This window comes from Rahnella aquatilis CIP 78.65 = ATCC 33071 (genome assembly GCF_000241955.1).
Classification (GTDB): domain Bacteria; phylum Pseudomonadota; class Gammaproteobacteria; order Enterobacterales; family Enterobacteriaceae; genus Rahnella; species Rahnella aquatilis.
The window spans coordinates 3,330,436-3,352,759 of sequence record NC_016818.1 but is presented as its reverse complement, the minus strand read 5'-3'; the positions used below and the strand labels follow the sequence as shown (position 1 = coordinate 3,352,759).

Annotated in this window: 23 protein-coding genes and 1 riboswitch; of the genes, 13 read left to right on the top strand and 10 right to left on the bottom strand. The window is 52.4% G+C overall.

Annotated elements, in window-relative coordinates:
• Positions 1-16: 16 nt before the first annotated feature.
• From RAHAQ2_RS15135 to RAHAQ2_RS15105, 7 genes are all read right to left on the bottom strand, one after another.
• Positions 17-712, bottom strand: a complete 696-nt coding sequence (locus tag RAHAQ2_RS15135) for a type 1 glutamine amidotransferase domain-containing protein (protein ID WP_015698076.1) — start codon at positions 710-712, stop codon at positions 17-19.
• A 41-nt stretch (positions 713-753) separates the two neighbouring features.
• Positions 754-1,791, bottom strand: coding sequence for an NADP-dependent oxidoreductase (locus RAHAQ2_RS15130; RefSeq protein WP_015698075.1), 1,038 nt, complete (start codon positions 1,789-1,791; stop codon positions 754-756).
• Between the two features lie 408 nt (positions 1,792-2,199).
• The gene (locus RAHAQ2_RS15125) at positions 2,200-2,595 is read right to left on the bottom strand and encodes a hypothetical protein (protein ID WP_015698074.1); all 396 of its coding nucleotides are present in this window, start codon (positions 2,593-2,595) and stop codon (positions 2,200-2,202) included.
• Entirely contained in the window at positions 2,588-4,021 is a 1,434-nt protein-coding gene (locus RAHAQ2_RS15120) for a PAAR domain-containing protein (RefSeq protein WP_015698073.1), read from the bottom strand. The genes RAHAQ2_RS15125 and RAHAQ2_RS15120 overlap by 8 nt, the downstream gene beginning before the upstream one ends.
• 15 nt (positions 4,022-4,036) lie before the next feature.
• Positions 4,037-4,711 (bottom strand): hypothetical protein, encoded by a 675-nt coding sequence (locus tag RAHAQ2_RS15115; protein WP_015698072.1) that lies wholly within the window; start codon positions 4,709-4,711, stop codon positions 4,037-4,039.
• Positions 4,712-5,018: 307 nt separating this feature from the next.
• On the bottom strand, positions 5,019-5,798 hold the full coding sequence (locus RAHAQ2_RS15110) for an ABC transporter substrate-binding protein (protein ID WP_015698071.1): 780 nt from the start codon (positions 5,796-5,798) through the stop codon (positions 5,019-5,021).
• A gap of 41 nt (positions 5,799-5,839) precedes the next feature.
• On the bottom strand, positions 5,840-6,994 hold the full coding sequence (locus tag RAHAQ2_RS15105; protein ID WP_015698070.1) for a methionine aminotransferase: 1,155 nt from the start codon (positions 6,992-6,994) through the stop codon (positions 5,840-5,842).
• A gap of 157 nt (positions 6,995-7,151) precedes the next feature.
• Between RAHAQ2_RS15105 and RAHAQ2_RS15100 the strand changes: the two genes are divergently transcribed.
• Positions 7,152-8,105, top strand: a complete 954-nt coding sequence (locus tag RAHAQ2_RS15100) for a LysR substrate-binding domain-containing protein (protein WP_015698069.1) — start codon at positions 7,152-7,154, stop codon at positions 8,103-8,105.
• Here RAHAQ2_RS15100 and bioA read toward each other — a convergent pair whose 3' ends face one another.
• Complete coding sequence (gene bioA / locus RAHAQ2_RS15095) at positions 8,106-9,383, bottom strand: adenosylmethionine--8-amino-7-oxononanoate transaminase (RefSeq protein ID WP_015698068.1); 1,278 nt, start codon at positions 9,381-9,383, stop codon at positions 8,106-8,108.
• Between the two features lie 129 nt (positions 9,384-9,512).
• On the opposite strand from bioA, the gene bioB reads away from it, so the two are divergent.
• The 4 genes from bioB to bioD all read left to right on the top strand — a co-directional run bounded on the left by bioB (position 9,513) and on the right by bioD (position 13,273).
• Positions 9,513-10,550 carry a biotin synthase BioB gene (bioB, locus tag RAHAQ2_RS15090; RefSeq protein WP_015698067.1) on the top strand — a complete coding sequence of 346 codons (1,038 nt, stop codon included), beginning with the start codon at positions 9,513-9,515 and terminating at the stop codon, positions 10,548-10,550.
• A 3-nt stretch (positions 10,551-10,553) separates the two neighbouring features.
• Entirely contained in the window at positions 10,554-11,705 is a 1,152-nt protein-coding gene (bioF, locus tag RAHAQ2_RS15085; RefSeq protein ID WP_015698066.1) for an 8-amino-7-oxononanoate synthase, read from the top strand.
• Positions 11,689-12,480: a malonyl-ACP O-methyltransferase BioC gene (gene bioC, locus RAHAQ2_RS15080; protein WP_015698065.1), complete on the top strand. Its 792-nt coding sequence runs from the start codon at positions 11,689-11,691 to the stop codon at positions 12,478-12,480. Before bioF ends, bioC begins: the two co-directional genes overlap by 17 nt.
• Before the next feature lie 112 nt (positions 12,481-12,592).
• Positions 12,593-13,273, top strand: coding sequence for a dethiobiotin synthase (bioD, locus tag RAHAQ2_RS15075; RefSeq protein WP_015698064.1), 681 nt, complete (start codon positions 12,593-12,595; stop codon positions 13,271-13,273).
• Between the two features lie 4 nt (positions 13,274-13,277).
• On the opposite strand, the gene RAHAQ2_RS15070 is transcribed toward bioD, so the two are convergent.
• Positions 13,278-13,988 carry an ABC transporter ATP-binding protein gene (locus RAHAQ2_RS15070; RefSeq protein WP_013576383.1) on the bottom strand — a complete coding sequence of 237 codons (711 nt, stop codon included), beginning with the start codon at positions 13,986-13,988 and terminating at the stop codon, positions 13,278-13,280.
• 1,156 nt (positions 13,989-15,144) lie between these two features.
• On the opposite strand from RAHAQ2_RS15070, the gene uvrB reads away from it, so the two are divergent.
• From uvrB to RAHAQ2_RS15050, 3 genes are all read left to right on the top strand, one after another.
• A complete protein-coding gene (gene uvrB / locus RAHAQ2_RS15060) occupies positions 15,145-17,151 on the top strand; it encodes an excinuclease ABC subunit UvrB (protein WP_015698062.1) in 2,007 nt (668 codons plus the stop codon).
• A 65-nt stretch (positions 17,152-17,216) separates the two neighbouring features.
• A complete protein-coding gene (locus RAHAQ2_RS15055; protein WP_015698061.1) occupies positions 17,217-17,585 on the top strand; it encodes a VF530 family protein in 369 nt (122 codons plus the stop codon).
• A gap of 40 nt (positions 17,586-17,625) precedes the next feature.
• Positions 17,626-18,150: an isochorismatase family protein gene (locus RAHAQ2_RS15050; RefSeq protein WP_015698060.1), complete on the top strand. Its 525-nt coding sequence runs from the start codon at positions 17,626-17,628 to the stop codon at positions 18,148-18,150.
• 64 nt (positions 18,151-18,214) lie between these two features.
• Here the strand turns inward: RAHAQ2_RS15050 and RAHAQ2_RS15045 are convergent, their stop codons facing one another.
• Positions 18,215-19,123: a gluconeogenesis factor YvcK family protein gene (locus tag RAHAQ2_RS15045; RefSeq protein ID WP_015698059.1), complete on the bottom strand. Its 909-nt coding sequence runs from the start codon at positions 19,121-19,123 to the stop codon at positions 18,215-18,217.
• Between the two features lie 263 nt (positions 19,124-19,386).
• A riboswitch (molybdenum cofactor riboswitch) is annotated at positions 19,387-19,544 on the top strand.
• Here RAHAQ2_RS15045 and moaA point away from each other — a divergent pair.
• The 5 genes from moaA (at position 19,535) to moaE (ending at position 22,255) form a co-directional block, all read left to right on the top strand.
• A complete protein-coding gene (gene moaA, locus RAHAQ2_RS15040; RefSeq protein ID WP_015698057.1) occupies positions 19,535-20,521 on the top strand; it encodes a GTP 3',8-cyclase MoaA in 987 nt (328 codons plus the stop codon). Its footprint overlaps the riboswitch before it by 10 nt.
• A gap of 31 nt (positions 20,522-20,552) precedes the next feature.
• The gene (gene moaB, locus RAHAQ2_RS15035; protein WP_013576377.1) at positions 20,553-21,065 is read left to right on the top strand and encodes a molybdenum cofactor biosynthesis protein B; all 513 of its coding nucleotides are present in this window, start codon (positions 20,553-20,555) and stop codon (positions 21,063-21,065) included.
• A 2-nt stretch (positions 21,066-21,067) separates the two neighbouring features.
• The gene (gene moaC, locus RAHAQ2_RS15030; RefSeq protein WP_015698056.1) at positions 21,068-21,559 is read left to right on the top strand and encodes a cyclic pyranopterin monophosphate synthase MoaC; all 492 of its coding nucleotides are present in this window, start codon (positions 21,068-21,070) and stop codon (positions 21,557-21,559) included.
• The gene (gene moaD, locus RAHAQ2_RS15025) at positions 21,556-21,801 is read left to right on the top strand and encodes a molybdopterin synthase sulfur carrier subunit (RefSeq protein WP_015698055.1); all 246 of its coding nucleotides are present in this window, start codon (positions 21,556-21,558) and stop codon (positions 21,799-21,801) included. Before moaC ends, moaD begins: the two co-directional genes overlap by 4 nt.
• Before the next feature lies 1 nt (position 21,802).
• Complete coding sequence (moaE, locus tag RAHAQ2_RS15020) at positions 21,803-22,255, top strand: molybdopterin synthase catalytic subunit MoaE (protein ID WP_015698054.1); 453 nt, start codon at positions 21,803-21,805, stop codon at positions 22,253-22,255.
• Positions 22,256-22,324 lie beyond the last annotated feature (69 nt).

Sequence of the window (22,324 nt, the reverse complement as noted above, 5' to 3'; positions counted from 1 at the left end):
AATATTCACGGTCAGATTACTTGCCGGCCCCGACACCGCCCAGCAATTTCAGCAATGCCTGTGCGACCGCTCTGGAAGAGGCCGGATTCTGCCCGGTGATCAGTGTGCCATCGGTAATGGAATAAGGCCGCCAGTCCGCCGCTTTACTGTAGTCGCCGCCGTGTTTCTTCAGTTCGTCTTCGACCAAAAAAGGCACGATGTCGGTCAGGCCAACCGCGTCTTCCTCGCTGTTACTAAAGCCGGTCACGCGCTTGTCTTTCAACAGCGGCGTCCCGTCTTCCACCAGCACATTGCGCAATACACCCGGCGCGTGGCAGACCGCAGAAACCGGCTTGCCCGCAGCCCAGAAAGCCTGGATCAGTGCGATGGAATGCGGGTCTTCCGCCAGATCCCACAACGGCCCGTGACCGCCCGGATAGAAGATGGCGTCGAAGTCATCAGCGTTAATATCAGCAAGTTTGTGCGTGTTCGCCAGCACCTTCTGCGCATCTTGATCACTGCGGAAACGTTCGGTCGTTTCGGTCTGCGCATCCGGCTCATCGCTTTTTGGATCGAGCGGTGGCTGTCCGCCTTTCGGCGAGGCCAGCGTCAGTTCGGCCCCTGCATCGAGAAATTCGTAATAAGGGGCGGTAAATTCTTCCAGCCAGAAACCGGTTTTTTTACCGGTTTCACCGAGCTTATCGTGTGATGTCAATACAATCAGTAATTTCATGTTACCTCCTGTGGACGCCGTCGGCTGAAGTTAAGGATAAATCAGTCCTGACCGACACGAACGACCAGTTTGCCAAAGTTTTTACCCTCAAGCAGGCCAAAGAACGCCTGCGGTGCGTTCTCTAATCCTTCCACGATATCTTCGCGGAATTTCACTTTCCCTTGTTCAAACCATTCGCCCATCTGTTTTGCAAATTCCGGATAGCGGTGGCCGTAATCATCAAAGATAATAAAGCCCTGCACGCGCATGCGTTTCTTCAGGATGGTGCCGGTCAGCAGGGAAAGGCGATCCTGACCGTCCTTCAGACCGGTCGCGTTATATTGTGAAACCAGCCCGCACAGCGGAATACGTGCTTTGGTATTGAGCAGCGGCAATACGGCGTCAAACACTGCGCCACCGACGTTTTCAAAATAGACATCGATACCGTCCGGGCAGGCCGCTTTCAGGCGTTTATCCAGATCCGGCGCGCGGTGATCCAGACATTCATCGAAACCAAAATGCTCAACGGCATAGCGGCATTTTTCTTCGCCACCGGCAATCCCGATCACGCGGCAACCTTTGATCTTACCAATCTGTCCGACCAGCGAACCGACAGGTCCGGTCGCTGCAGCAACGACCAGCGTTTCGCCCGGTTTGGGTTCACCGATATCCAGCAAGCCCATAAAAGCGGTGAAGCCCGGCATGCCTAAAACACCCAGTGCGAGGGAAGGTTGCTTCAGGGCGGCACCTTCCAGCTTCTTCACCTCTTTGGCATCGGCCACGGAATAATCCTGCCAGCCGGTGCGACCAACTACTAAATCACCGGTTTTGAAATCCGGGCTTTTTGACTCCATAACGCGGGAAACCGCACCGCCGGTCATCACTTCCCCGATTTGCACCGGCGCGGCGTAGGAAGGGGCGTCACTCATGCGCCCGCGCATGTACGGGTCGAGCGACAGCCAGACGGTGCGCAGCAGTAACTGGCCGTCTTTGGCTTGCGGTAACGGGGCTTTTTCCAGACGGAAATTATCATCGACAGGTTTACCGTGAGGACGTGAAGCCAGCATGATGCGGCGGTTTTCAGACTGTGATTGAGACATACCAGTTCCTTCCTGTTTTCTTATAAGGGAATTCAAAGTCAACGTAATTGGGAATAAGTATAGGACGCTCAACCGTTTTCGAACGAAGCGGTTTATGCCATGTTTGAATAAATCCTGGGGTTTTTCCCTGAAATGTGACCATGATTCTCTGCCGTGCGAAGAAGAGAAGTGTGGGAGTGTTAATGGTTACTCAGTGATAAACCTCTTTTAATGCCCTCGCTAACTCATTGATTTTAAATTATCGAATTGACCATTAGAAAAAGAAGGTCTTTGTGCGTAAAAAGGCATAATCTTTTGCAGTTCAAAGGGTAAACCTGAAAACGCAACAGTTCACTGCCCGACAGGCAGAAAAAAAGTGCGGGAATATTCCGCACCTTTTTTTTCTAACTATGTTTTTATCTTTGAATGTCAAAAAAAATAATAATGAGCAATTAAAAAAATAAAGATAGTTGCTGACATTACAATCAAAGAAACTTCAATAATTCCCCAGCACTTAAATTTACTTGTATTTATAAAATCATGCCAAAAATACAAATCCTTTTTGATCATACGATTTTCTTTTCGTAAACAGAGTGGTAAGTAAACATAGGATATTTTTTCAACTGGAACACTAATATATACTATATTAAAATTGAAATATTTAAATGACATAACTCCGGGGGGTATGATGTTATGTTTCTTTTTGTATTCATCACATAGTTCTTGATAACGTCTTTCATTGAAAAATGTTACTACCAACTCTAATATTATTACTAATATAAGTAGTAAGAATGTAATCATATCAATGACGGTTTTATCACTCACTATAGAATGCCTCATACATTACTTGCCCGGCACTACTGCCGAGATCTTCACCTACTGAACCTAAAACCTCTCCACCAGCCAAACCACCGGTCACAGCTACAGCAGAACATAGCAATGCGCCCGCACCGCCGATTTCACTAGTAAGCAAACCCAGCCCCCACACACAAGCCGCCCCTGATAATCGCGCCCCTATTGCTCCTCCAACTAATCCACCGGCTTGCGACCCAGCAAATTTACTGTACTCAACCACTGTTATTCTTTTACACTCTGACTCTCTACCAACTGTGCAAGCATCATAAATAGTATTAGTTGTGTTTGCAAAATCTAGTGTTATACCGACATAACCTAATTTCTTCATGGCTTTTATAAGCTTTGCTGATTTTTCTATATATGTTGCATAGCCCTCAATATCTGTAACGCCGGTTTGTGACCAATGCCGCATTATGCTTCTACTTGATAAACCTAATGCGCGTCTAATGTCTGAATATTCATTCATACCCAATTTAAATTTCATGAAATTATTAAGCAACATATTAAGCTTTTTAAAATGCATTGCTCTTTGTACATAGAATTGCTCACCAATTAAAGCACCTCTGGTAATATAGGCGTTTTGGTAGGTTTGTTGTATTTCTTTCAATACCTTCTCTATTTCCTCAAAATATTTTCCACCCACCTCAGATGCCATTCCAGTGATACTACTCCCGATTCCTGTAAAAGCATCTATAGCGTCTTTATGTTTGTAGAGTAATGACGCTTCTTCCATCGTCAAATCACTTAATGCAGTATCAACTTTTTCTTTTGCTTTCTTCAAAGTTTCGATTTGTTTTGGATCTTGTTTATCAGGGTCAACTAATAAAAGAATAGACGCTGGTTTGATTGGCCCGCTGCCGTTGAGTGTATCGTATAATTCTCTTGCCCCTGCTATAGGATTGTAAAATAAATAGTCTCCAAAATCTTTTACATTCGCAGGTAAATCAACAATGCAGAATCCAGCATCCACCGGTTTGCGTGGTGGTTTATCCTCTTTTAGAGGGGAAGCTGGTGCCGATTCTGGTTTAGTTTCAGTAACCATCTGTTTCTTTGCCGCCTGTGCGTGTTGCTCAGGTTCATTGACAGTAGTTTTCTGTGACGCCATTTTCGGCGGTTCAGGATAGTAACTGGATGAAAATTCGCTTGCGAATAATCTGGATCGACATGGGCAACCGGCGAAACTTTCAAGTGTGCCAATACAAGGAATACCATCGCAAGTGTAGTTATGTATTCCACCAAACAGATTAAATACACCTTCGTTTTTACCGCATGTCACTTTATCTCCTACACGAGCTAAATTTAGTCCGTGATGTATAATATGACTTGATGCACTTACTACTTTTCCGCCGCATGAGGTTTTATCACCAAGACGTATAAAATATCCGATCATTGCCATTCTTATTTATCCTTTTCAGTATGAAGTGATCCATTTTTCTTTGTTAATTGAGTAATGCGAAATACAATCAAAGTCGTTTATTTTCCCATTTTTAGATCTTTCAATTTTCTCAATGGCAGTATGGGCAGTTTGCATTAAATGCGCACCGTCTAATGCGTTTTGTTTTTTTATTTCCTCACAATAATCAGCGTAATAATCTTTCCAGTAATCATTTATTTGTTGAAAAAGTGTGTTTTCAAATTTCAGCGTAATTGGAGATAAAGCAGAGCTTTCTTTTTCTATTTTGAAATCTTGCATAAAACTTCTGGTTCGTAAACCACCGCTGGTGAATATAAGAGACTCTTTGCTATCTACGCTGAAACCGAATGCAATATATATTGAATATGTCTCTGTCAGTGGAGCTACATCAATCATCATTTCAGTCACGCTGACATCATTGAAAGGGTAAACATTCCAATCCTCGTTTGCCCCTTTATTTAATATGAAGGTATATATCAAAGCATCCAGTTTAGAAGTGAATAACAACAAACCATTTTTATCGGGAGTTGGGCCTGTTGACCAGACGGGTTCCAGCCAGTGAATGCCATTTTCTCTGACTGATTTTTTTGCCACGACGAACATATCAAGAGGGGCAAGATGGAAATGATCACCGGGAGCATAGAAGTAGAGACGCTTTGTCGTGTGAGGCATAATGATTACCGTTCTGTGGAGAAAACGATAATATACACCTATATTTTATGCGGAAATAATGCAAAATGTTAATGAATTCAATGAGTAAGATTTATCCAGTGAATTGTAGTTTCGAATAACGCTTGAACTATTTGTGCTCTTTTCTTCAAAACAGAAATTAGTTTGTATAAGATTTATTTGCTGGATAAAAAACAAGGTATAAACTCATAATAGAAAACCAATATCCTTAATATTCAATATGATGTGTAGGCTCTCCTCCCCCTTCGCAGGGGGAGGAGCAAAAGTAAAACCTGTCTTCCCGGCGGCTTTATTTCACACTCACATCAATGTCGCCGAAGTATTTCTTCGAAAGCGCTTTCACAACGCCATCTTTTTGCACTTTGGCGATAGCCACGTCCAGCTTCTCTTTCAACTGGGTATCACCTTTACGCAGGCCGAAGGCAATGCCGCTGCCGAGGATTTTGTCATCACGCACGGCGTCGCCGACGAAGCCATACTCTTTACCGTCAGGACGCGACAGGAAACCGCTCTGACCGGCGGGTGCCAGCACTAAGGTGCCATCAAGGCGACCGGATGACAGATCCAGGTAGACCTGGTTCTGATCCTGATAAGAAACGATATCCACGCCTTTCGGTGCCCAGTGCGCCTGCGCATAACTTTCCTGAATCGATCCCTGCAACACGCCAATATGCTTGCCTTTCAGTGATTCAGTGGCGGGCAGCAGGCCGGAATCTTTTTTGGCGATCAGTTTGGTCGGGACGCGGTAAATGACGTGGGTGAAATCAATTGCCTGACGACGTTTATCTGTCACGTTCATCGCCGAGTTAATTGCATCAAATTTACGCGCCTGCAATGCTGCAATCAGGCCGTCGAAAGAGGTGTCGTACCAGTCGCATTTCACACCGGCGGCGGCGCAGACGGCGTTACCCAGATCGATATCAAAACCCTGCAATTCACCGGTCGCGCTTTTGGATTCGAACGGTGGATATTGCGCTTCCAGACCAAATTTGAGCGTGGAACCGTCAGCCAGTGCGGAGAAAGACGCCACGGCGCAACCTAACAACAATGCGATTTTCAATTTTTTCATTATTCACAATTCCCCAGCGTTATTTTGATGAATACAAAGGTTCAGACGCGACACAACCGGCGTGCGCCTTCGTACAACGTGTCATTATTTTTGGCAAAGCTCAGGCGGATAAGCCCGGTAGGTTTGTTATTGCTGTAAAAGGCTGACAGCGGAATGGTCGCAATCTGATGATCGCGGATCAGGCTCAGCACAAATTCGTCGTCGGTCAGCGGACTGAAATGACTAAAACGCGCCAGCATAAAGAAACTGCCACGGCTCGGCAGTAATTCAAAGCGGGATCCGCTGAGGGCTTCGGCCAGCAGGTCGCGTTTTTGCTGATAAAAATCGGCCAGTCCCAGATAACTTTGCGGGTCAGCCAGCGCTTCGGCGAAAGCGACCTGCATCGGCGTATCGGCAGAGAACACCATAAACTGGTGCACTTTGCGGATTTCATCCATCAGTTCTGCCGGGGCCAGGCAATAACCCACACGCCAGCCGGTGACGTGATAGGTTTTGCCGAAAGACGACACAATCACGCTGCGTTCAGCCAGTTGCGGATGGCAGGCCATGCTTTCGTGGCGTTCGCCGTCAAACACTACGTGCTCATACACTTCATCGGACAAAATGACGATGTCGGTGTCTCTGGTCAGCGCGGTCAGACGTTCGATATCAAATTCGGTGAAAATGGCACCGGTCGGATTATGCGGGCTGTTGATGATGATCATCCGCGTGCGGCTGTTGATGGCGCTGGCGACCTGATCCCAGTCGATGCTGAAATCGTCCATCGACAGGCCGATAGCCACCGGCTTCGCGCCCTGTAAACGGACGATCGGTGCGTAGCTGTCAAACGACGGCTCGAAATAAATCACTTCATCGCCCGGATGGACCAGGGCACTGATGGCGGAATACAGACCTTCGCTGGCGCTGGCAATCACCGTCACTTCGCTGTCGGCATCATATTTACAACCGTAAAGCGCGTCGACTTTGGCGGACAGCGCATGGCGTAATGCCGCCACGCCGCTCATGGGTGCGTACTGGTTATGACCCTCGCGCATGGCTTTTGCGACGCTGTCGATTAACGCGGGCTGGCATGAGAAATTCGGCGCACCCTGTGACAGGTTCAGGGCATTGTGTTCAGCACTGAGCTGGCCGATAACGGTGAAAATTGTGGTGCCGACGTCAGGTAATTTGGAGCGGGGCGACATAGCGCTCTTCATAGCATTTCCCCCAAAAAAAGCAGGCCGCGTGGCCATGTGAAGATAAAAACGGGTGTTGAATGATTAAGCAACAGTTCCCCTGTGCCGACAATGGAAAGTTTGTCATACTCGTTATGATCTTAAATCATGGCTGCATGACGTTCCTGACGAGGTAAGTGTGAGTTTTTCTCCTGAACTGCCGTATCTGAATCTCCCTTCGCTCAACGTGCTGAAAACCTTTGCGGTGGTCGCACAGACGCTGAATCTGACGCACGCGGCGTCGTTGTTGCACATCACGCAGGGCGCGGTCAGCCGCCAGATCACCGGGCTTGAGGTCACACTGGGGTATCCGTTGTTTTTACGTCAGGCCCGCGGGCTGACGCTGACCCCGCGCGGGGCGCAGTTGTTGCCGCCGGTACAGCAGGCGCTGGCGCTGATGGGCGAAGCCCTGCAACGTGTGGGGTCGCATCCGGATACCTTACGCATTAAATGCCCGACCTGCTCCATGCGCTGGCTGCTGCCGCGGGTGATTCAGCTGCAAAATGACAGGCCGGATATGCAGATCGAGCTGACGGCTTCCATCGCCCACGGTGTGGATTTCAGCAACGAACATTTTGATGCCGCCGTGGTGTTTGGTCGTCCGCCGGAATCACAGCGCCGTGCGCATCATCTGTTTGATGAAGTGCTGACGCCGGTGTGTACGCCGGATTTTCTGCCACGCCATAACGGGAAAACGGCAGTGGCAGATCTGGCCGATAAAACGCTGCTTCACCCGACGCGCGATCGTCGCGACTGGCTGTTGTGGCTGCGTGAAGAAGGCGTACAGGGGCTGCCGTCGGCGAAATCGCAGCATTTTGATACGCTGGATCTGGCGATCAACTCAGCCTTACAGGGCTATGGCGTGGCGATAGGTGACCTGACATTAATCGAAGATGATTTGCAGGCGGGCAGGGTGATTGCGCCGTTCCCCTTATGCGTGGCGAGTGGCGCATCCTATACGCTGTTGTATCCCGAAAACCCGACGCCCGTACTGAAAGTGGCGATTGATTTTCTTAATGAAGAGGCGCGGCTCAGCCGGGAAAAACTGAGCGCGCTGTTATCCACCTCGCACCGGTTAGTCAGTACAGGCTAATCAGTAAAGTGCGGCCAGTGCGCTGGCGATTGCGCCGGTCAGTTTGCTCAGTTCTTCAGGCGAAATAATGTATGGCGGCATCAGGTAAATCAGCGTGCCGAACGGACGTATCCATACCCCTTGCCCGACGAAATGCTTCTGCAACTGCGCCATGTCTACCGGCTGGCGCATTTCCACCACACCAATCGCTCCGAGCACCCGTACGTCGGCGACGGCCGGATGTTCTGCCAGCGGCTGTAACCCGTCGCGCAGCTGTTTTTCAATGGTCAGTACCTGCGCCTGCCAGCGGTTTTCCGCGAGTAAATGCAGACTGGCGTTGGCAACCGCGCAGGCCAGCGGATTGCCCATAAATGTCGGGCCATGCATGAAACATCCTGCCTCGCCGTCACTGATCACCTGCGCCACATGGCGGGTGGTGAGCGTGGCGGAGAGGGTCATGTAGCCGCCGGTCAGCGCTTTACCGAGGCAGAGGATGTCCGGCGAAATCCCGGCGTGATCACAGGCAAACAGCTTGCCGGTGCGGCCAAATCCGGTGGCAATCTCATCGGCAATCAGCAACACGCCGTATTCATCGCATAACTTACGCACGCGTTTGAGATACAGCGGGTGATAAATTCGCATCCCGCCTGCGCCCTGAACCACCGGTTCTAAAATGACGGCCGCGATTTTGCGGTGATTCTCGTCGAGCATTTTGGCGAACGGCGCGACATCCGACTCATCCCATTCCCCGTCAAAACGGCTCTGCGGCGCATCTGCAAACAAATGTTGTGGCAGATAACCCTGATACAAACTGTGCATCGAATTTTGCGGGTCACAAACTGACATCGCGCCAAAGGTATCCCCGTGATAGCCGTTGCGCAGGGTCAGCAGCGTCTGACGTTTTTCGCCGCGTGCCTGCCAGTATTGCATCGCCATTTTCAGCGCCACTTCAACGGCCACCGAGCCGGAATCCGCCAGAAACACGCACTCCAGACCGGCGGGGGTCATCTCTACCAGACGGCGGCACAACGCCACCGCCGACGGGTGGGTGATCCCGCCAAACATCACATGCGACATTTTTCCGATTTGGTCGATAGCCGCCTGATTCAGTTGCGGATGGTTGTAACCGTGGATCGCCGCCCACCAGGATGACATACCGTCAACCAGCTGGCGTCCGTCGGCCAGTTGCAGCATCACGCCGGAGGCAGATTCCACCGGATACGCGGGCAGCGGTTTGGTCATGGATGTGTACGGATGCCAGATGTGGCGCTGATCGAATTCAATGTCGGCGGGGGTCATAGAAAGTCCTGCGGGCGTAAAGTTGTAAACCAAAAAATAATTTTAACGTTGACGGTAAACCAAAACAAATTAAAAATGGTTTACGGATTATGAAAAAAATATAACTGAACACTTTTTAAAGGAGTCGCAATGACTGCCCGCACCCACTGGACGCTGGAAAAAACTCAGGCCCTGTTCGATAAGCCTTTTTTAGAGCTGATGTTCGAAGCGCAACAAATTCACCGTCAGCACTTCGACCCGCGTCAGGTTCAGGTCAGCACCTTGCTGTCGATCAAAACCGGTGCCTGTCCGGAAGACTGTAAATACTGCCCGCAGAGTTCCCGCTACAAAACCGGGCTGGAATCAGAACGTCTGATGCAGGTTGAGCAGGTGCTGGAATCCGCCCGTCAGGCAAAAGCCGCCGGATCGACCCGTTTCTGCATGGGCGCGGCGTGGAAAAACCCGCATGACCGCGATATGCCTTACCTTGAGCAAATGGTGCAGGGCGTGAAAGAGATGGGAATGGAAACCTGCATGACCCTCGGCACGCTGAACACCACACAGGCACAGCGCCTGGCGCATGCCGGTCTGGATTTTTATAACCATAACCTGGATACCTCGCCGGAATTTTACGGCAGCATCATTACCACCCGCAGCTATCAGGAACGTCTGGATACGCTGGCAGAAGTGCGCGGCGCAGGCATTAAAGTCTGCTCAGGCGGCATTGTCGGTTTGGGTGAAACCGTGAAAGACCGCGCCGGTTTGCTGATGCAACTGGCGAACCTGCCGGTGCCGCCGGAAAGTGTGCCGATCAACATGCTGGTGAAAGTCAAAGGCACGCCGCTGGCGGATAACGATGATGTGGATCCGTTTGATTTCATCCGCACTATTGCGGTCGCCCGCATCATGATGCCGCAATCGTATGTGCGCCTTTCCGCAGGTCGCGAACAGATGAGCGAGCAGACCCAGGCGATGTGCTTTATGGCCGGTGCCAACTCCATTTTCTACGGCTGCAAACTGCTGACCACGCCAAACCCGGCAGAGGATAAAGACTTAATCTTATTCGGCAAGCTGGGACTGAACCCGCAGGCATTTGAAACAGAAATGGGCGATAACCAGCAGCAGGCCGCGCTGGCCCAAAAACTGGTACATGCCGATACCGATCAGTTCTACAACGCCGCCGTATAACCGATGAGCTGGCAAACGCGGATTAACGACGCGGTAGCGGCGCGCAAACAGGCGGCGGCCTTTCGTGTGCGGCAGCCAAACCGGGGCGGCAGCGCACGCTTTCTGACGCAGGGTGACCGGCGTTATCTGAACTTTTCCGGTAACGATTATCTCGGCCTGAGTCAGGACGCTCAGGTGATTGCCGCGTGGCAGCAGGGCGCGGAGAGATACGGCGTTGGCAGCGGCGGCTCCGGACATGTCACCGGCTACAGCGAGGCGCATGCAGAGTTTGAGCAGCAACTGGCGCAGTGGCAGGGATATCCGCGTGCGTTGCTGTTTATCTCCGGTTTTGCGGCGAATCAGGCGATTCTCGCGGCGTTGATGCAAAGTGATGATCGCGTGCTGGCCGACAAACTCAGCCACGCCTCCTTGCTGGAAGCCGCAGCTCATGCGCCTTCGCAGTTACGCCGTTTTCACCATAATCAGCCGGATTCCCTGCAGCGCCTGCTGGAAAAACCGGTCAGCGGTGAAACGCTGGTGGTGACTGAAGGTGTATTCAGTATGGACGGCGACGCGGCACCGCTGGCTGATCTGCATAACCTGTCCAAAGCGCACGGTAGCTGGCTGATGGTTGATGACGCGCATGGCGTGGGCGTTACCGGTGAAGAAGGGCGCGGCAGTTGCTGGCAGCAGGGCATCAGGCCGGAACTGCTGGTGGTCACCTTCGGAAAAGCTTTCGGTTGCAGTGGCGCGGCCGTCCTGTGTGATGAGGTGACCGCAGATTACCTGTTACAGTTTGCCCGTCATCTGATTTACAGCACGTCGATGCCCGCCGCGCAGGTGTGTGCGCTACAGGCTGCACTGGCACGAGTCCGGCAGGATGATGGTCTGCGTGATAAACTGGCGGCCAATATTGCCCGTTTTCGCGCGGGTGCCGCCGGTTTGCCGTATCCGCTGACCGGTTCACAGACGGCGATCCAGCCGGTGATTGTGGGTGAAAACCAGCCCGCGCTGGATCTGGCATCCATGTTGCGTGAGCGCGGATTATGGGTCAGCGCCATCCGTCCACCGACGGTGCCACCGGGCAGTGCGCGGTTGCGCATTACCCTGACAGCGGCGCACAGGCCGGAAGATATCGATTTTTTGCTGGAGTCCCTTCATGGGTGCAGTCACTGAATTAGTGAACAAACAAGCGGTGGCCGACGCGTTCAGTCGTGCTGCCATCAGTTATGAAAACGCTGCGCAATTGCAGCGTGATGTGGGTGAGGAATTGCTGGCGCTGGCTGCGCCGTATCTGAAAGACGCCGGCAAGATTGTCGTCGATGCCGGTTGCGGCACTGGCCACTTCAGCCGTCACTGGCGTGCGCAGGGTAAAAATGTCATTGCGCTGGATCTCTCCGAAGGCATGCTGAACCGTGCGCGTGAGCTGGATTCAGCGGATGAATACGTGCCGGGCGACATCGAACGTTTGCCGTTTGCCGACAATTCTGTCGACATCTGCTTCAGCAATCTGGCCGTGCAGTGGTGCAACGCACTGCCGCGCGCCCTGGAAGAAATGCACCGGGTTACCCGCAACGGCGGGCTGGTGCTGTTCTCCACGCTGGCAGAAGGTTCGCTCAATGAGCTGGCTGCTGCCTGGATGAAGGTCGATGGCCGACGTCACGTCAATCAGTTCCTGACGCCGGACAAAATCGCCGAAGCCTGCGCGCCGTATCGCCACGAAGTCACTTTCAGCGAGCACGTAGCCCAATTCCCTGATGTGATGTCGCTGCTTCGCTCGCTGAAAGGCATCGGCGCGACGCACATCAAAAATGGTCGTCTCGGCGGTCTGGGGGGGAGGGAACGCCTGCAATTGCTGGACAAACACTACGCCCGCCGCGACGGCATCCTGCCGCTCAACTACCGGCTGGTCTACGGCATTTTGCAGGTCGAAGAACTGATCCCAAGATAATTTACTCCTCCCCGGATTGAAACCGGCGCGGTCTGCTCCCTCCCCCTTCGCAGGGGGAGGAGCAAAAGCCGATTTCAATGCGGGGAGGGAGCCAACCAACACCAGGCTTTTCATGAAACAAAAATACTTCATTACCGGCACCGACACTGAAGTCGGTAAAACCGTGGCGACCACTGCATTTTTACAGGCTGCTGCATGCGCCGGACACACAACCGCCGGTTATAAACCGGTGGCATCAGGCAGTGAAATGACCGGCGAAGGCCCGCGCAACAGTGACGCACTGACCTTGCAGGCTTACAGCACTGTCGGGCTGCGTTATGACGAAGTGAACCCGTGCACGTTTATCGAACCGACTTCGCCACATATCGTCAGCGAACTGGAAAAACGGCCGGTTGATCCACAGGTGTTATCCGACGGATTACGTCATCTCGAACCGCTGGCGGACTGGGTGGTGGTGGAAGGTGCGGGGGGGTGGTATACACCGCTGACGGCGGATTATACCTTTGCCGACTGGGCGATTGCCGAGCAATTGCCGGTGGTGTTAGTGGTAGGCATGCGGCTGGGTTGTATTAACCACGCCGTGCTGACGGCGCAGGCCATCGCACAAAGTGGTTTGCATCTGGCAGGCTGGATAGCCAATGACGTACAGGAAACGGGGAAGCATCATCAGGCCTATATGGATACGCTCACGCGTATGCTGCCTGCGCCTTTGCTGGGCGAGATCCCGTACCTGAGTGCCGGAACTGACGTTAATTTGGGACAGTATCTTCATCTTAACCGTCTCACGGCATGAGACGTCAGACGGTCAGATAATTTTTGACTAACGTATCGTCAAGCTGAGCCAGCGTGCCTTGCGCGATGTTACGTCCGCCGTCGACCAGACAGAACCGGTCAGCGACACTGCGGATGAACGGCAATTTATGGCCGACCAGCAACAAGGTCAGGCCGAGATCACGGTTCAGGCGGTGTATGATATTGCCCATGTTTGCCGCCATCGACGCGCTGGTGTGCTCGGTCGGTTCATCCAGAATCAGTAATTCAGGTTCCTGAACCAGCGCACGACTGATGGCCAGTTGCTGCTGCTGGCTTTCATCGAGCTCACCGGCTTTGCGCGCCCCCATCTCCTTTAATGTCGGAAACAGGTCATATACCTCTTCCGGCACACGACGGGTCTTATTCCGGCTGGCCATCATGGCGATTTGCAGGTTTTCATCGACGCTCATCTGCGAAAAAATCTGCCGTCCCTGTGGCACATAACCGATCCCCATTTGCGCGCGGCTTTCGACCGGCAAATTCAGCAGACTTTGCGGCTCTTCGTCACGCGACTGCCAGGAGATGGCGCCGCTTTTCACCGGAAGATGCCCCATGATGCAGTTCACCAGCGTGGTTTTTCCCACGCCATTTCGCCCGATCAGGCAGGTGCATTGACCGCGGTACAGTTCGAGATTGATATCCCACAGAATATGTTTTTGCCCATAATACTGATTAACTGATTTTACACTTAACATCAGACCTCCCTCCCGCACGGAGCCTTCCGCTGAACTTCATTTTGACGGCCGCTGTCATATTTCTGACATTTATGTTCCGCTGTTAATGCCCCAACGCAGAATTTAATTCCGTTTGTTGACGGCTAACCTGACAGCATCAATTACAGATAAATGCACCTTAACCAGTGATAAATGGGGTTAAGGGGCGTTTCCCCGCACTAAAAATGATTTTGTCCGCCCGAAAACACGCAGATCCTCATTTTTTATGCCGGGGTGAAAAAAGTCGTTCTGGCTGCCGCAACCCTTTCATTCAGAAACGTTGCAACTCTCAGGCCAAGTTTGTGAAAATGGCCGGGAAAAAAGAAGTTACCGCTGTGTTAACAGCCGGGACGCTTCCCCTTTCGGATTATTCATTAGCATTTCTGAGGTTTTGAAATTCTTCCCGTCAGAGGCGGCACACAGGGAACTGCACTTTGCCAGTGCCGTCCCCTCTGTTTTTGGTGCAAGCTCATGGACAAACGTGAGCCAAAAAAACCGCTGAGATGCACTTTTGGTTTTTTGCAAGAAACATCAGCCCGGAAATCTAGGCAAAATAGGCATAAATAAGGGGATAAAAAAGATAAAAAATAACTAAAAAAAGCCTCTCAGACCTGCGGGAGCCAAAATCCGGTTTTTTCCCAACTCCCGCAGCGCGGGGCGCGCTGAGACTTATCCACTATTCCTGTGGATAACCTTGTGCATGAGAGTGAGAAAAGTTGCTACAGACGAGTCAGCATGCGGGTTCCGCTCAGTTTGCCCGTATTCGCACCTTTTTAATGATAGTGTTTTTAATCAATGGGTTAGTTAAAAGCAATACTGCCGTAATTCGTTTGTCATCGTTGTGTCAATCTTCGTCAACCTGTGATCAGAAAGTGGAGGGGGTAAGGATTCTGAGAAAAAATGTCCCCTGATGGTGAAAATTCTTATTCGTCATATCCTAAAAAAGTGCAGGGGCGCCAGCATGTTAAACGCAAACATTTTTTATCGATTGGAAGCTGGTTTTATATACAGTATTATAGCGAGGGTAAAATCAGGGCTGGCAAAAATCGCGAAGTCTTTCATACTATTTTTCCGCAAACTGTTCACCCGTTCAGCGCGCACGGCCCTATGCATTCCCATTTCAGTCAGGTAGCCCGTCATGAGTAAAGAGTTCAAACTGCATTCCGAATTTAAACCGTCAGGTGACCAGCCTGAGGCAATACGCCGTCTGGAAGAAGGGCTGGAGAACGGACTGGCGCACCAGACATTGCTCGGGGTAACCGGTTCAGGAAAAACCTTTACCGTGGCGAATGTGATCGCGGATCTGAACCGTCCGACGATGGTGCTTGCCCCCAACAAAACGCTGGCCGCACAGTTATACGGCGAGATGAAAGAGTTCTTCCCCGAAAACGCCGTCGAATATTTCGTCTCTTACTATGACTATTATCAGCCTGAGGCGTATGTTCCGAGCTCGGATACCTTTATCGAAAAAGACGCCTCGGTGAACGAACACATCGAGCAGATGCGTCTTTCTGCCACCAAAGCGCTGCTTGAACGGCGCGATGTCATTGTGGTGGCCTCAGTTTCTGCGATCTACGGTCTGGGCGACCCGGACTTATACCTGAAAATGATGCTGCATCTGACTAAAGGGATGATTATCGATCAGCGCTCGATCCTGCGTCGTCTGGCGGAACTGCAATATGCGCGCAACGATCAGGCTTTCCAGCGCAGCACTTTCCGCGTGCGTGGCGAAGTGATCGATGTCTTCCCGGCTGAATCGGACGATCTGGCGTTGCGCATTGAGTTGTTTGATCAGGAAGTTGAACGTCTTTCACTGTTTGATCCGCTGACCGGCCAGGTACAGCATGAAGTGCCACGTTTTACCATCTACCCGAAAACGCACTACGTCACGCCGCGCGAACGTATTGTGCAGGCGATGGAAGAAATCAAAGTCGAACTGGCCGATCGCCGCAAGGTGCTGCTGGCCAATAACAAACTGCTGGAAGAGCAGCGCATCAGCCAGCGCACGCAGTTTGATCTCGAAATGATGAATGAGCTGGGGTATTGCTCCGGTATCGAAAACTACTCCCGCTATCTGTCAGGCCGCGGGCCGGGCGAGCCGCCGCCGACCTTGTTTGACTATCTGCCAGCTGACGGCCTGCTGATTGTTGACGAATCGCACGTCACCATTCCGCAAATCGGTGGCATGTATAAAGGCGACCGTTCGCGTAAAGAAACGCTGGTGGAATATGGTTTCCGTCTGCCTTCCGCACTGGATAACCGCCCGATGCGCTTTGAGGAATTCGAAGCGCTGGCACCGCAAAGTATTTATGTCTCGGCCACGCCGGGGAAATACGAGCTGGAGAAATCCGGTGACGATGTGGTCGATCAGGTGGTGCGTCCGACCGGTCTGCTGGATCCGATCATTGAAGTGCGACCGGTGACCACGCAGGTTGATGACCTGCTGTCTGAAATCCGCAAACGCGTCGCGATTAACGAGCGTGTGCTGGTCACCACGCTGACCAAACGCATGGCCGAGGATCTGACAGAGTATCTGGAAGAACACGGCGAGAAGGTGCGTTATCTGCACTCTGACATCGATACCGTCGAGCGTGTGGAGATTATCCGCGATTTGCGTCTGGGGGAATTTGACGTGCTGGTCGGTATCAACTTACTGCGCGAAGGGCTGGATATGCCGGAAGTGTCGCTGGTGGCGATCCTCGATGCCGACAAAGAAGGCTTCCTGCGTTCGGAACGCTCGCTTATCCAGACCATCGGTCGTGCGGCGCGTAACCTCAACGGTAAAGCGATTTTGTACGGCGATAAAATTACCAATTCAATGGCCCGCGCCATTGAAGAAACCGAACGTCGTCGCGCCAGACAGGAAGCGTACAACCTCGAAAACGGCATCACACCTATGGGGCTGAACAAGAAGATTTCCGATATTCTGCAACTGGGCCAGCCGAAAACCAAAAAGAACAAAGACAAACGCGATGCCGAAGCGGCGCAAACCTTCAGGTCGCTTACGCCAAAAGCGCTGGAGCAGCGCATCAAAGAGCTGGAAAGCAAGATGTATGCACACGCGCAGAATCTGGAGTTCGAAGAAGCGGCCAATACCCGCGACGAGCTGCATGCATTGCGTGAACAGTTTATTGCGATTTCTTAACGAGAAGGGTGGTAGACTGCGCGGCTTAAAAATCATGACCCAGACATTTTACAAAGAGCGAGCCAATGACTGATACACCACAACACCCTGGGGCAGCGAAAGATCCGCTGCACGGCGTCACGCTGGAAAAACTGCTGACAACGCTGGTGGATAACTTTGGCTGGCCGGCGCTGGCTTCTCAGGTCAATATCAATTGTTTCAAAAGTGACCCAAGCGTGAAATCCAGCCTGAAATTCCTGCGCCGCACGCCGTGGGCGCGTAAGGAAGTGGAAACCTTATATCTGGATTTCATCGAAGGGCATCTGCGCCCGGATATGACCCGCAGCAAGCGCCGCACGCCGCTTTCCGCACAGGCCCCGCAAAAGCCAAAAGTCAGTACCGCCGCACCCGCTGCCGACAGCCCGTGGAATAATCATCCGCTGGTGAAAAAGTAATTTACGCGCATTTCAGGGCGTTTTTTTGTGAGGGAAAATCATGTCAGAGCAACATGTTCTTATTGTAGTGGATATGCAAAACGGAGTGTTCGCTTCTCCGCGTCATGACCGCAGCGGACGGACTGAGCGCATTAATCAGCTGATTGACCAGGCCGGGCGCGTTATTTTTATCCAACACGCCGAAGGTGAAATGACCGAAGGCAGCGAATACTGGCAGGTATTACCGGAATTACATCAGCCGGAAGGCGCGATTTCTGTGACTAAAACCGCCTGTGATTCTTTCTACCGTACCTCACTGGATAACGTTTTGCAGGAACTGAAGATAACCCGTTTTACGATCTGCGGTTGTGCAACGGATTATTGTGTGGACACCACCATCAAAGTTGCTGCCAGCAAAGGTTATGCCGTGACGGTGGCATCGGATGCGCACACTACCGGCGATCGTACACATGCGACGGCGCAGCAACTTATCGGGCAGCATAATGAAGTGTGGCGTGAGTTATCCGTGCCGGGCAATCCGGTAACGGTAAAAACCACGGCGGAAATCCTGGCCGACTGGCAATAAACGCTGTTCCCCGGACGCAGAAAAGGCCGCTGATGCGGCCTTTTCTGTTTCTGTTATTCCGAACTCAGAGCATTTTTTGCAGCGCTTCTTCTATTGCCGCCCGTAGCATATCGCGATCATGGCGATAGGGCACATCACTGGCTTCGAGCGGGCTTTGAATAATCAGATGTTCAGCGGCGCTTGCGCCGACGTTGACTTTCGGCCCGACAATCGCGGCATCGGCGCGGCGGCCAATACGTTTCTCGATCATATCCAGTTTGTCATCCAGCGTCAGCGAGGCGGCGGCGACACTCAGTTCTTTCCCCAGATTTCCGATATACACGATATGTGCCCGGCTGCGGCGCAGGGCAGTGGTGAGATCGCTCATCAGGAGCAACGGCATCAGGCTGGTAAAGAAACTCCCCGGCCCGATCAGGATCAGATTGGCTTCGGCGATGGCCTGTAACGCTTCACGGGTGGCAGGCACCTGCGGTTCCAGCAGCAGTTCACGCGGTATTTGTGCCAGTTTATCGACGTTCACTTCGCCGTGAACGTGCTCACCATTGGCATCAATTGCCGCCAGATCGGCGGGATGTTCTGACATCGGGATCAGTTCAGCATCGACTTTCAGCAGGCTGCGCACCAGATTGATCGCTTCAAGCGGGCGCACGGTGAGGTGATCCAGGGCGCGCAGCATCAGATTGCCAAGATTATGGCCGTCCAGCTCGCCCTGACCGCTGAAACGGTATTCGAACATCGCCGATGCCAGACTCGGTTCGGTGATCAGCTGATTCAGGCAATTGCGCATATCACCCCAGGCGATGCCGCCAACGGAACGGCGGATACGGCCGGTGGATCCGCCATTATCGGTGGTGGTCACAATGCCGGTCAGGCGCGGGCCGAGCAGCGAAAGTGAAGACATCACACGACCCAGCCCGTGACCTCCGCCTAACGCCACCACCCGGTCGAGGTCAGCTAATGTTCGATTGCGCATGGTTTTCCTTTCAAATGGGGAGTGGCGGGTTTACATCGTTTTCCAGCGGCGGATTTTACCTAATTTTGCAACAAGATGTTATCCCTTCCTGCCACTCTCAGAGTATTAAAAACCAGGCGATTTAGGCATTGAAAATGCCGCTTTTGGGGGTGAAAAACCGTTATGTATCAAAATGCATAACGAAAAACCATCTTGGCGATCCGGACTTTGCGGCGTTAGAATATGCCCCGTTACCCCGTATTCATCCTCGCTCCGCTATGGACCGGATGAATCAACTCCTAGCCCTGGTTCCTAAGTTGCCTTTCTGACGTCGTTCCCACAGAAACAATATGGAGCCCTGGCCGTGACCATAAGTCACCAGGGTGCATGGCAGAAATGCCCGCATCTCCCGTATCTGGAAAGGTGTTAAAGGTGCTTCAACTTACTGATGCTTTTGCCCGCAAGTTTTACTACTTGCGGCTGTCGATCACAGACGTGTGCAATTTTCGTTGCACCTATTGTCTGCCGGATGGCTACAAGCCGCACGGACACAGCAATAAAAGTTTTCTCTCGCTCGATGAAATCCGTCGGGTCAGCCGCGCGTTCGCTAATTTAGGGACGGAAAAAGTGCGTCTGACCGGTGGAGAGCCGTCGCTGCGCCGCGATTTCTGCGAGATCATTGCCACCGTGCGCGAAAATCCCTCAATCAAAACGCTGGCAGTGACGACCAACGGTTACCGTATGGCGCGTGATATTGCGAAATGGCGCGACGCGGGGCTGACTAACATCAACGTCAGCGTTGACAGTCTTGATGCCCGCCAGTTTCATGCCATCACCGGGCAGGATAAATTTCATGACGTTATGGCGGGTATTGATGCCGCCTTTGATGCCGGTTTCAGCAAGGTGAAAGTCAATACCGTGCTGATGCGCGATGTGAATCATGCCAGTCTGAATACCTTCCTCGGCTGGATCAAAACCCGTCCCATCCAGCTGCGTTTCATCGAACTGATGGAAACCGGCGACGGTGGTGACCTGTTCCGTAAACACCATGTTTCGGGCGAAGTACTGCGCGAACAACTGGTGCGTCAGGGCTGGCAGTTACAGCTTCGCGCCCGCAGCGACGGCCCCGCACAGGTCTTTAGCCATCCGGATTATCTGGGTGAAATCGGTCTGATCATGCCTTACGAAAAAGACTTTTGCGCAAGCTGTAACCGGTTGCGCGTGTCTGCCATCGGCAATCTGCATTTGTGTCTTTTCGGCGAGCAGGGCATTCCGCTACGCGATTTATTAGCCGACGACATGCAGCAGGACGCGTTGATGGACCGCATTCAGGGCGGCCTCAGCCGTAAAAAACAAACCCACTTCCTGCATGAAGGCAATACCGGAGTTACTCAGAACCTGTCGTTTATCGGCGGCTGAATCCGGCATTTATCGTTTAAGGAGCAAACTGATGAGTAAAGCCAGTAAAGAGTTTTTGCCTTTATCTGTCGCGATCATGACGGTTTCTGACCGCCGCACCGACGCTGAAGACACATCCGGGCATTACCTGAAAGAAGCGGTCACCGAAGGCGGCCATCACGTCGTTGCGCAGCAAATCGTCAAAGAGAACATTTACAGCATCCGTGCCGTGGTCTCCGCGTGGATTGCTGATGAAAAGATTCAGGCGATTTTGGTCAACGGCGGTACCGGTTTTAACGCGGGCAACAATACGCCGGAAGCGCTGAAACCCCTGTTTGACCGCGAAATCGAAGGCTTCGGCGAGTTGTTCCGCATGGTGTCGTTTGAAGATATCGGCACCTCGACCATTCAGTCGCGCGCCATTGGCGGCATCGCTAACCAGACGGTGATTTTCGCCATGCCCGGTTCAACCCGTGCCTGCCAGACCGCCTGGGACAACATTATTGAAGCGCAGCTCGATGCCCGTCAGGGGCCGTGCAATTTCACTCCACATTTGAAGAAATAAGTATGTCTGAACTGACCCATATTAATGCGTCCGGTGACGCCCACATGGTGGATGTCTCCGGTAAAGCGGAAACCGTCCGCGAAGCCCGTGCGGAAGCCTTTGTTGAAATGGCGGCTGACACGCTGGCAATGATTATCAACGGCAACCACCACAAAGGTGATGTGTTTGCCACAGCGCGGATTGCCGGTATTCAGGCTGCGAAGAAAACCTGGGACCTGATCCCGCTGTGCCATCCGTTGTTGCTGACCAAAGTGGAAGTGAAGCTGGAAGCGCAGCCGGAACATAACCGTGTTCGTATCGAGTCACGCTGTCGTCTGAGCGGTAAAACCGGTGTGGAAATGGAAGCGCTGACGGCGGCTTCTGTCGCGGCGCTGACTATCTATGACATGTGTAAAGCCGTGCAGAAAGATATGGTGATCGGCCCGATCCGTCTGCTGGAAAAAAGCGGTGGCAAATCCGGGGACTTTAAAGCGGAAAGTAAGGTGCAAGTATGATTGATATTTTATTCTTCGCGCAGGTGCGCGAACTGACCGGCACCTCAGGTCTGCAACTTCCTGCGGATTTCGCCACGGTGGAAGAGCTACGGACTTCGCTCACCGGACGGGGCGACCGCTGGGCACTGGCGCTGGAATCAGGGAAATTACTGGTGGCGGTTAACCAGACGCTGACCACGATGGCGCATCCGCTGCGTGCGGGCGATGAAGTGGCGTTCTTCCCGCCGGTGACCGGGGGCTGAGATGGATCAGACGAAAATTGTTGTCGATGCCGCGCCATTCAGCGTGGGTGATGAGTACAACTGGCTGGCGCAATCAGACGCCGACGGTGCGGTGGTGACCTTTACCGGTAAAGTGCGCAATCACAATCTGGGCAGCCACGTCAGCGCGTTAACGCTGGAACATTATCCGGGCATGACCGAAAAAGCGCTGGCTGAGATTGTTGCCGAAGCCCGCACCCGCTGGCCGCTGCAACGTGTCTCGGTTTATCACCGCGTCGGGCCGATGTATCCGGGCGATGAAATTGTGTTTGTCGGCGTGACCAGCGCGCATCGCGGCATGGCATTCGAAGCCAATGAATTTATTATGGATCATCTGAAAACCCGCGCGCCGTTCTGGAAGCGTGAAGCCACAGAAGAGGGTGACCGCTGGGTCGATGCCCGCGACAGTGATAAACAGGCGGCGGCGCGCTGGTAAATAGCGCCTCAACCGCACGCAGACCGCCCATGCTTTTCTCTCTATCTGTGATACGCTTTAAAAATCGGG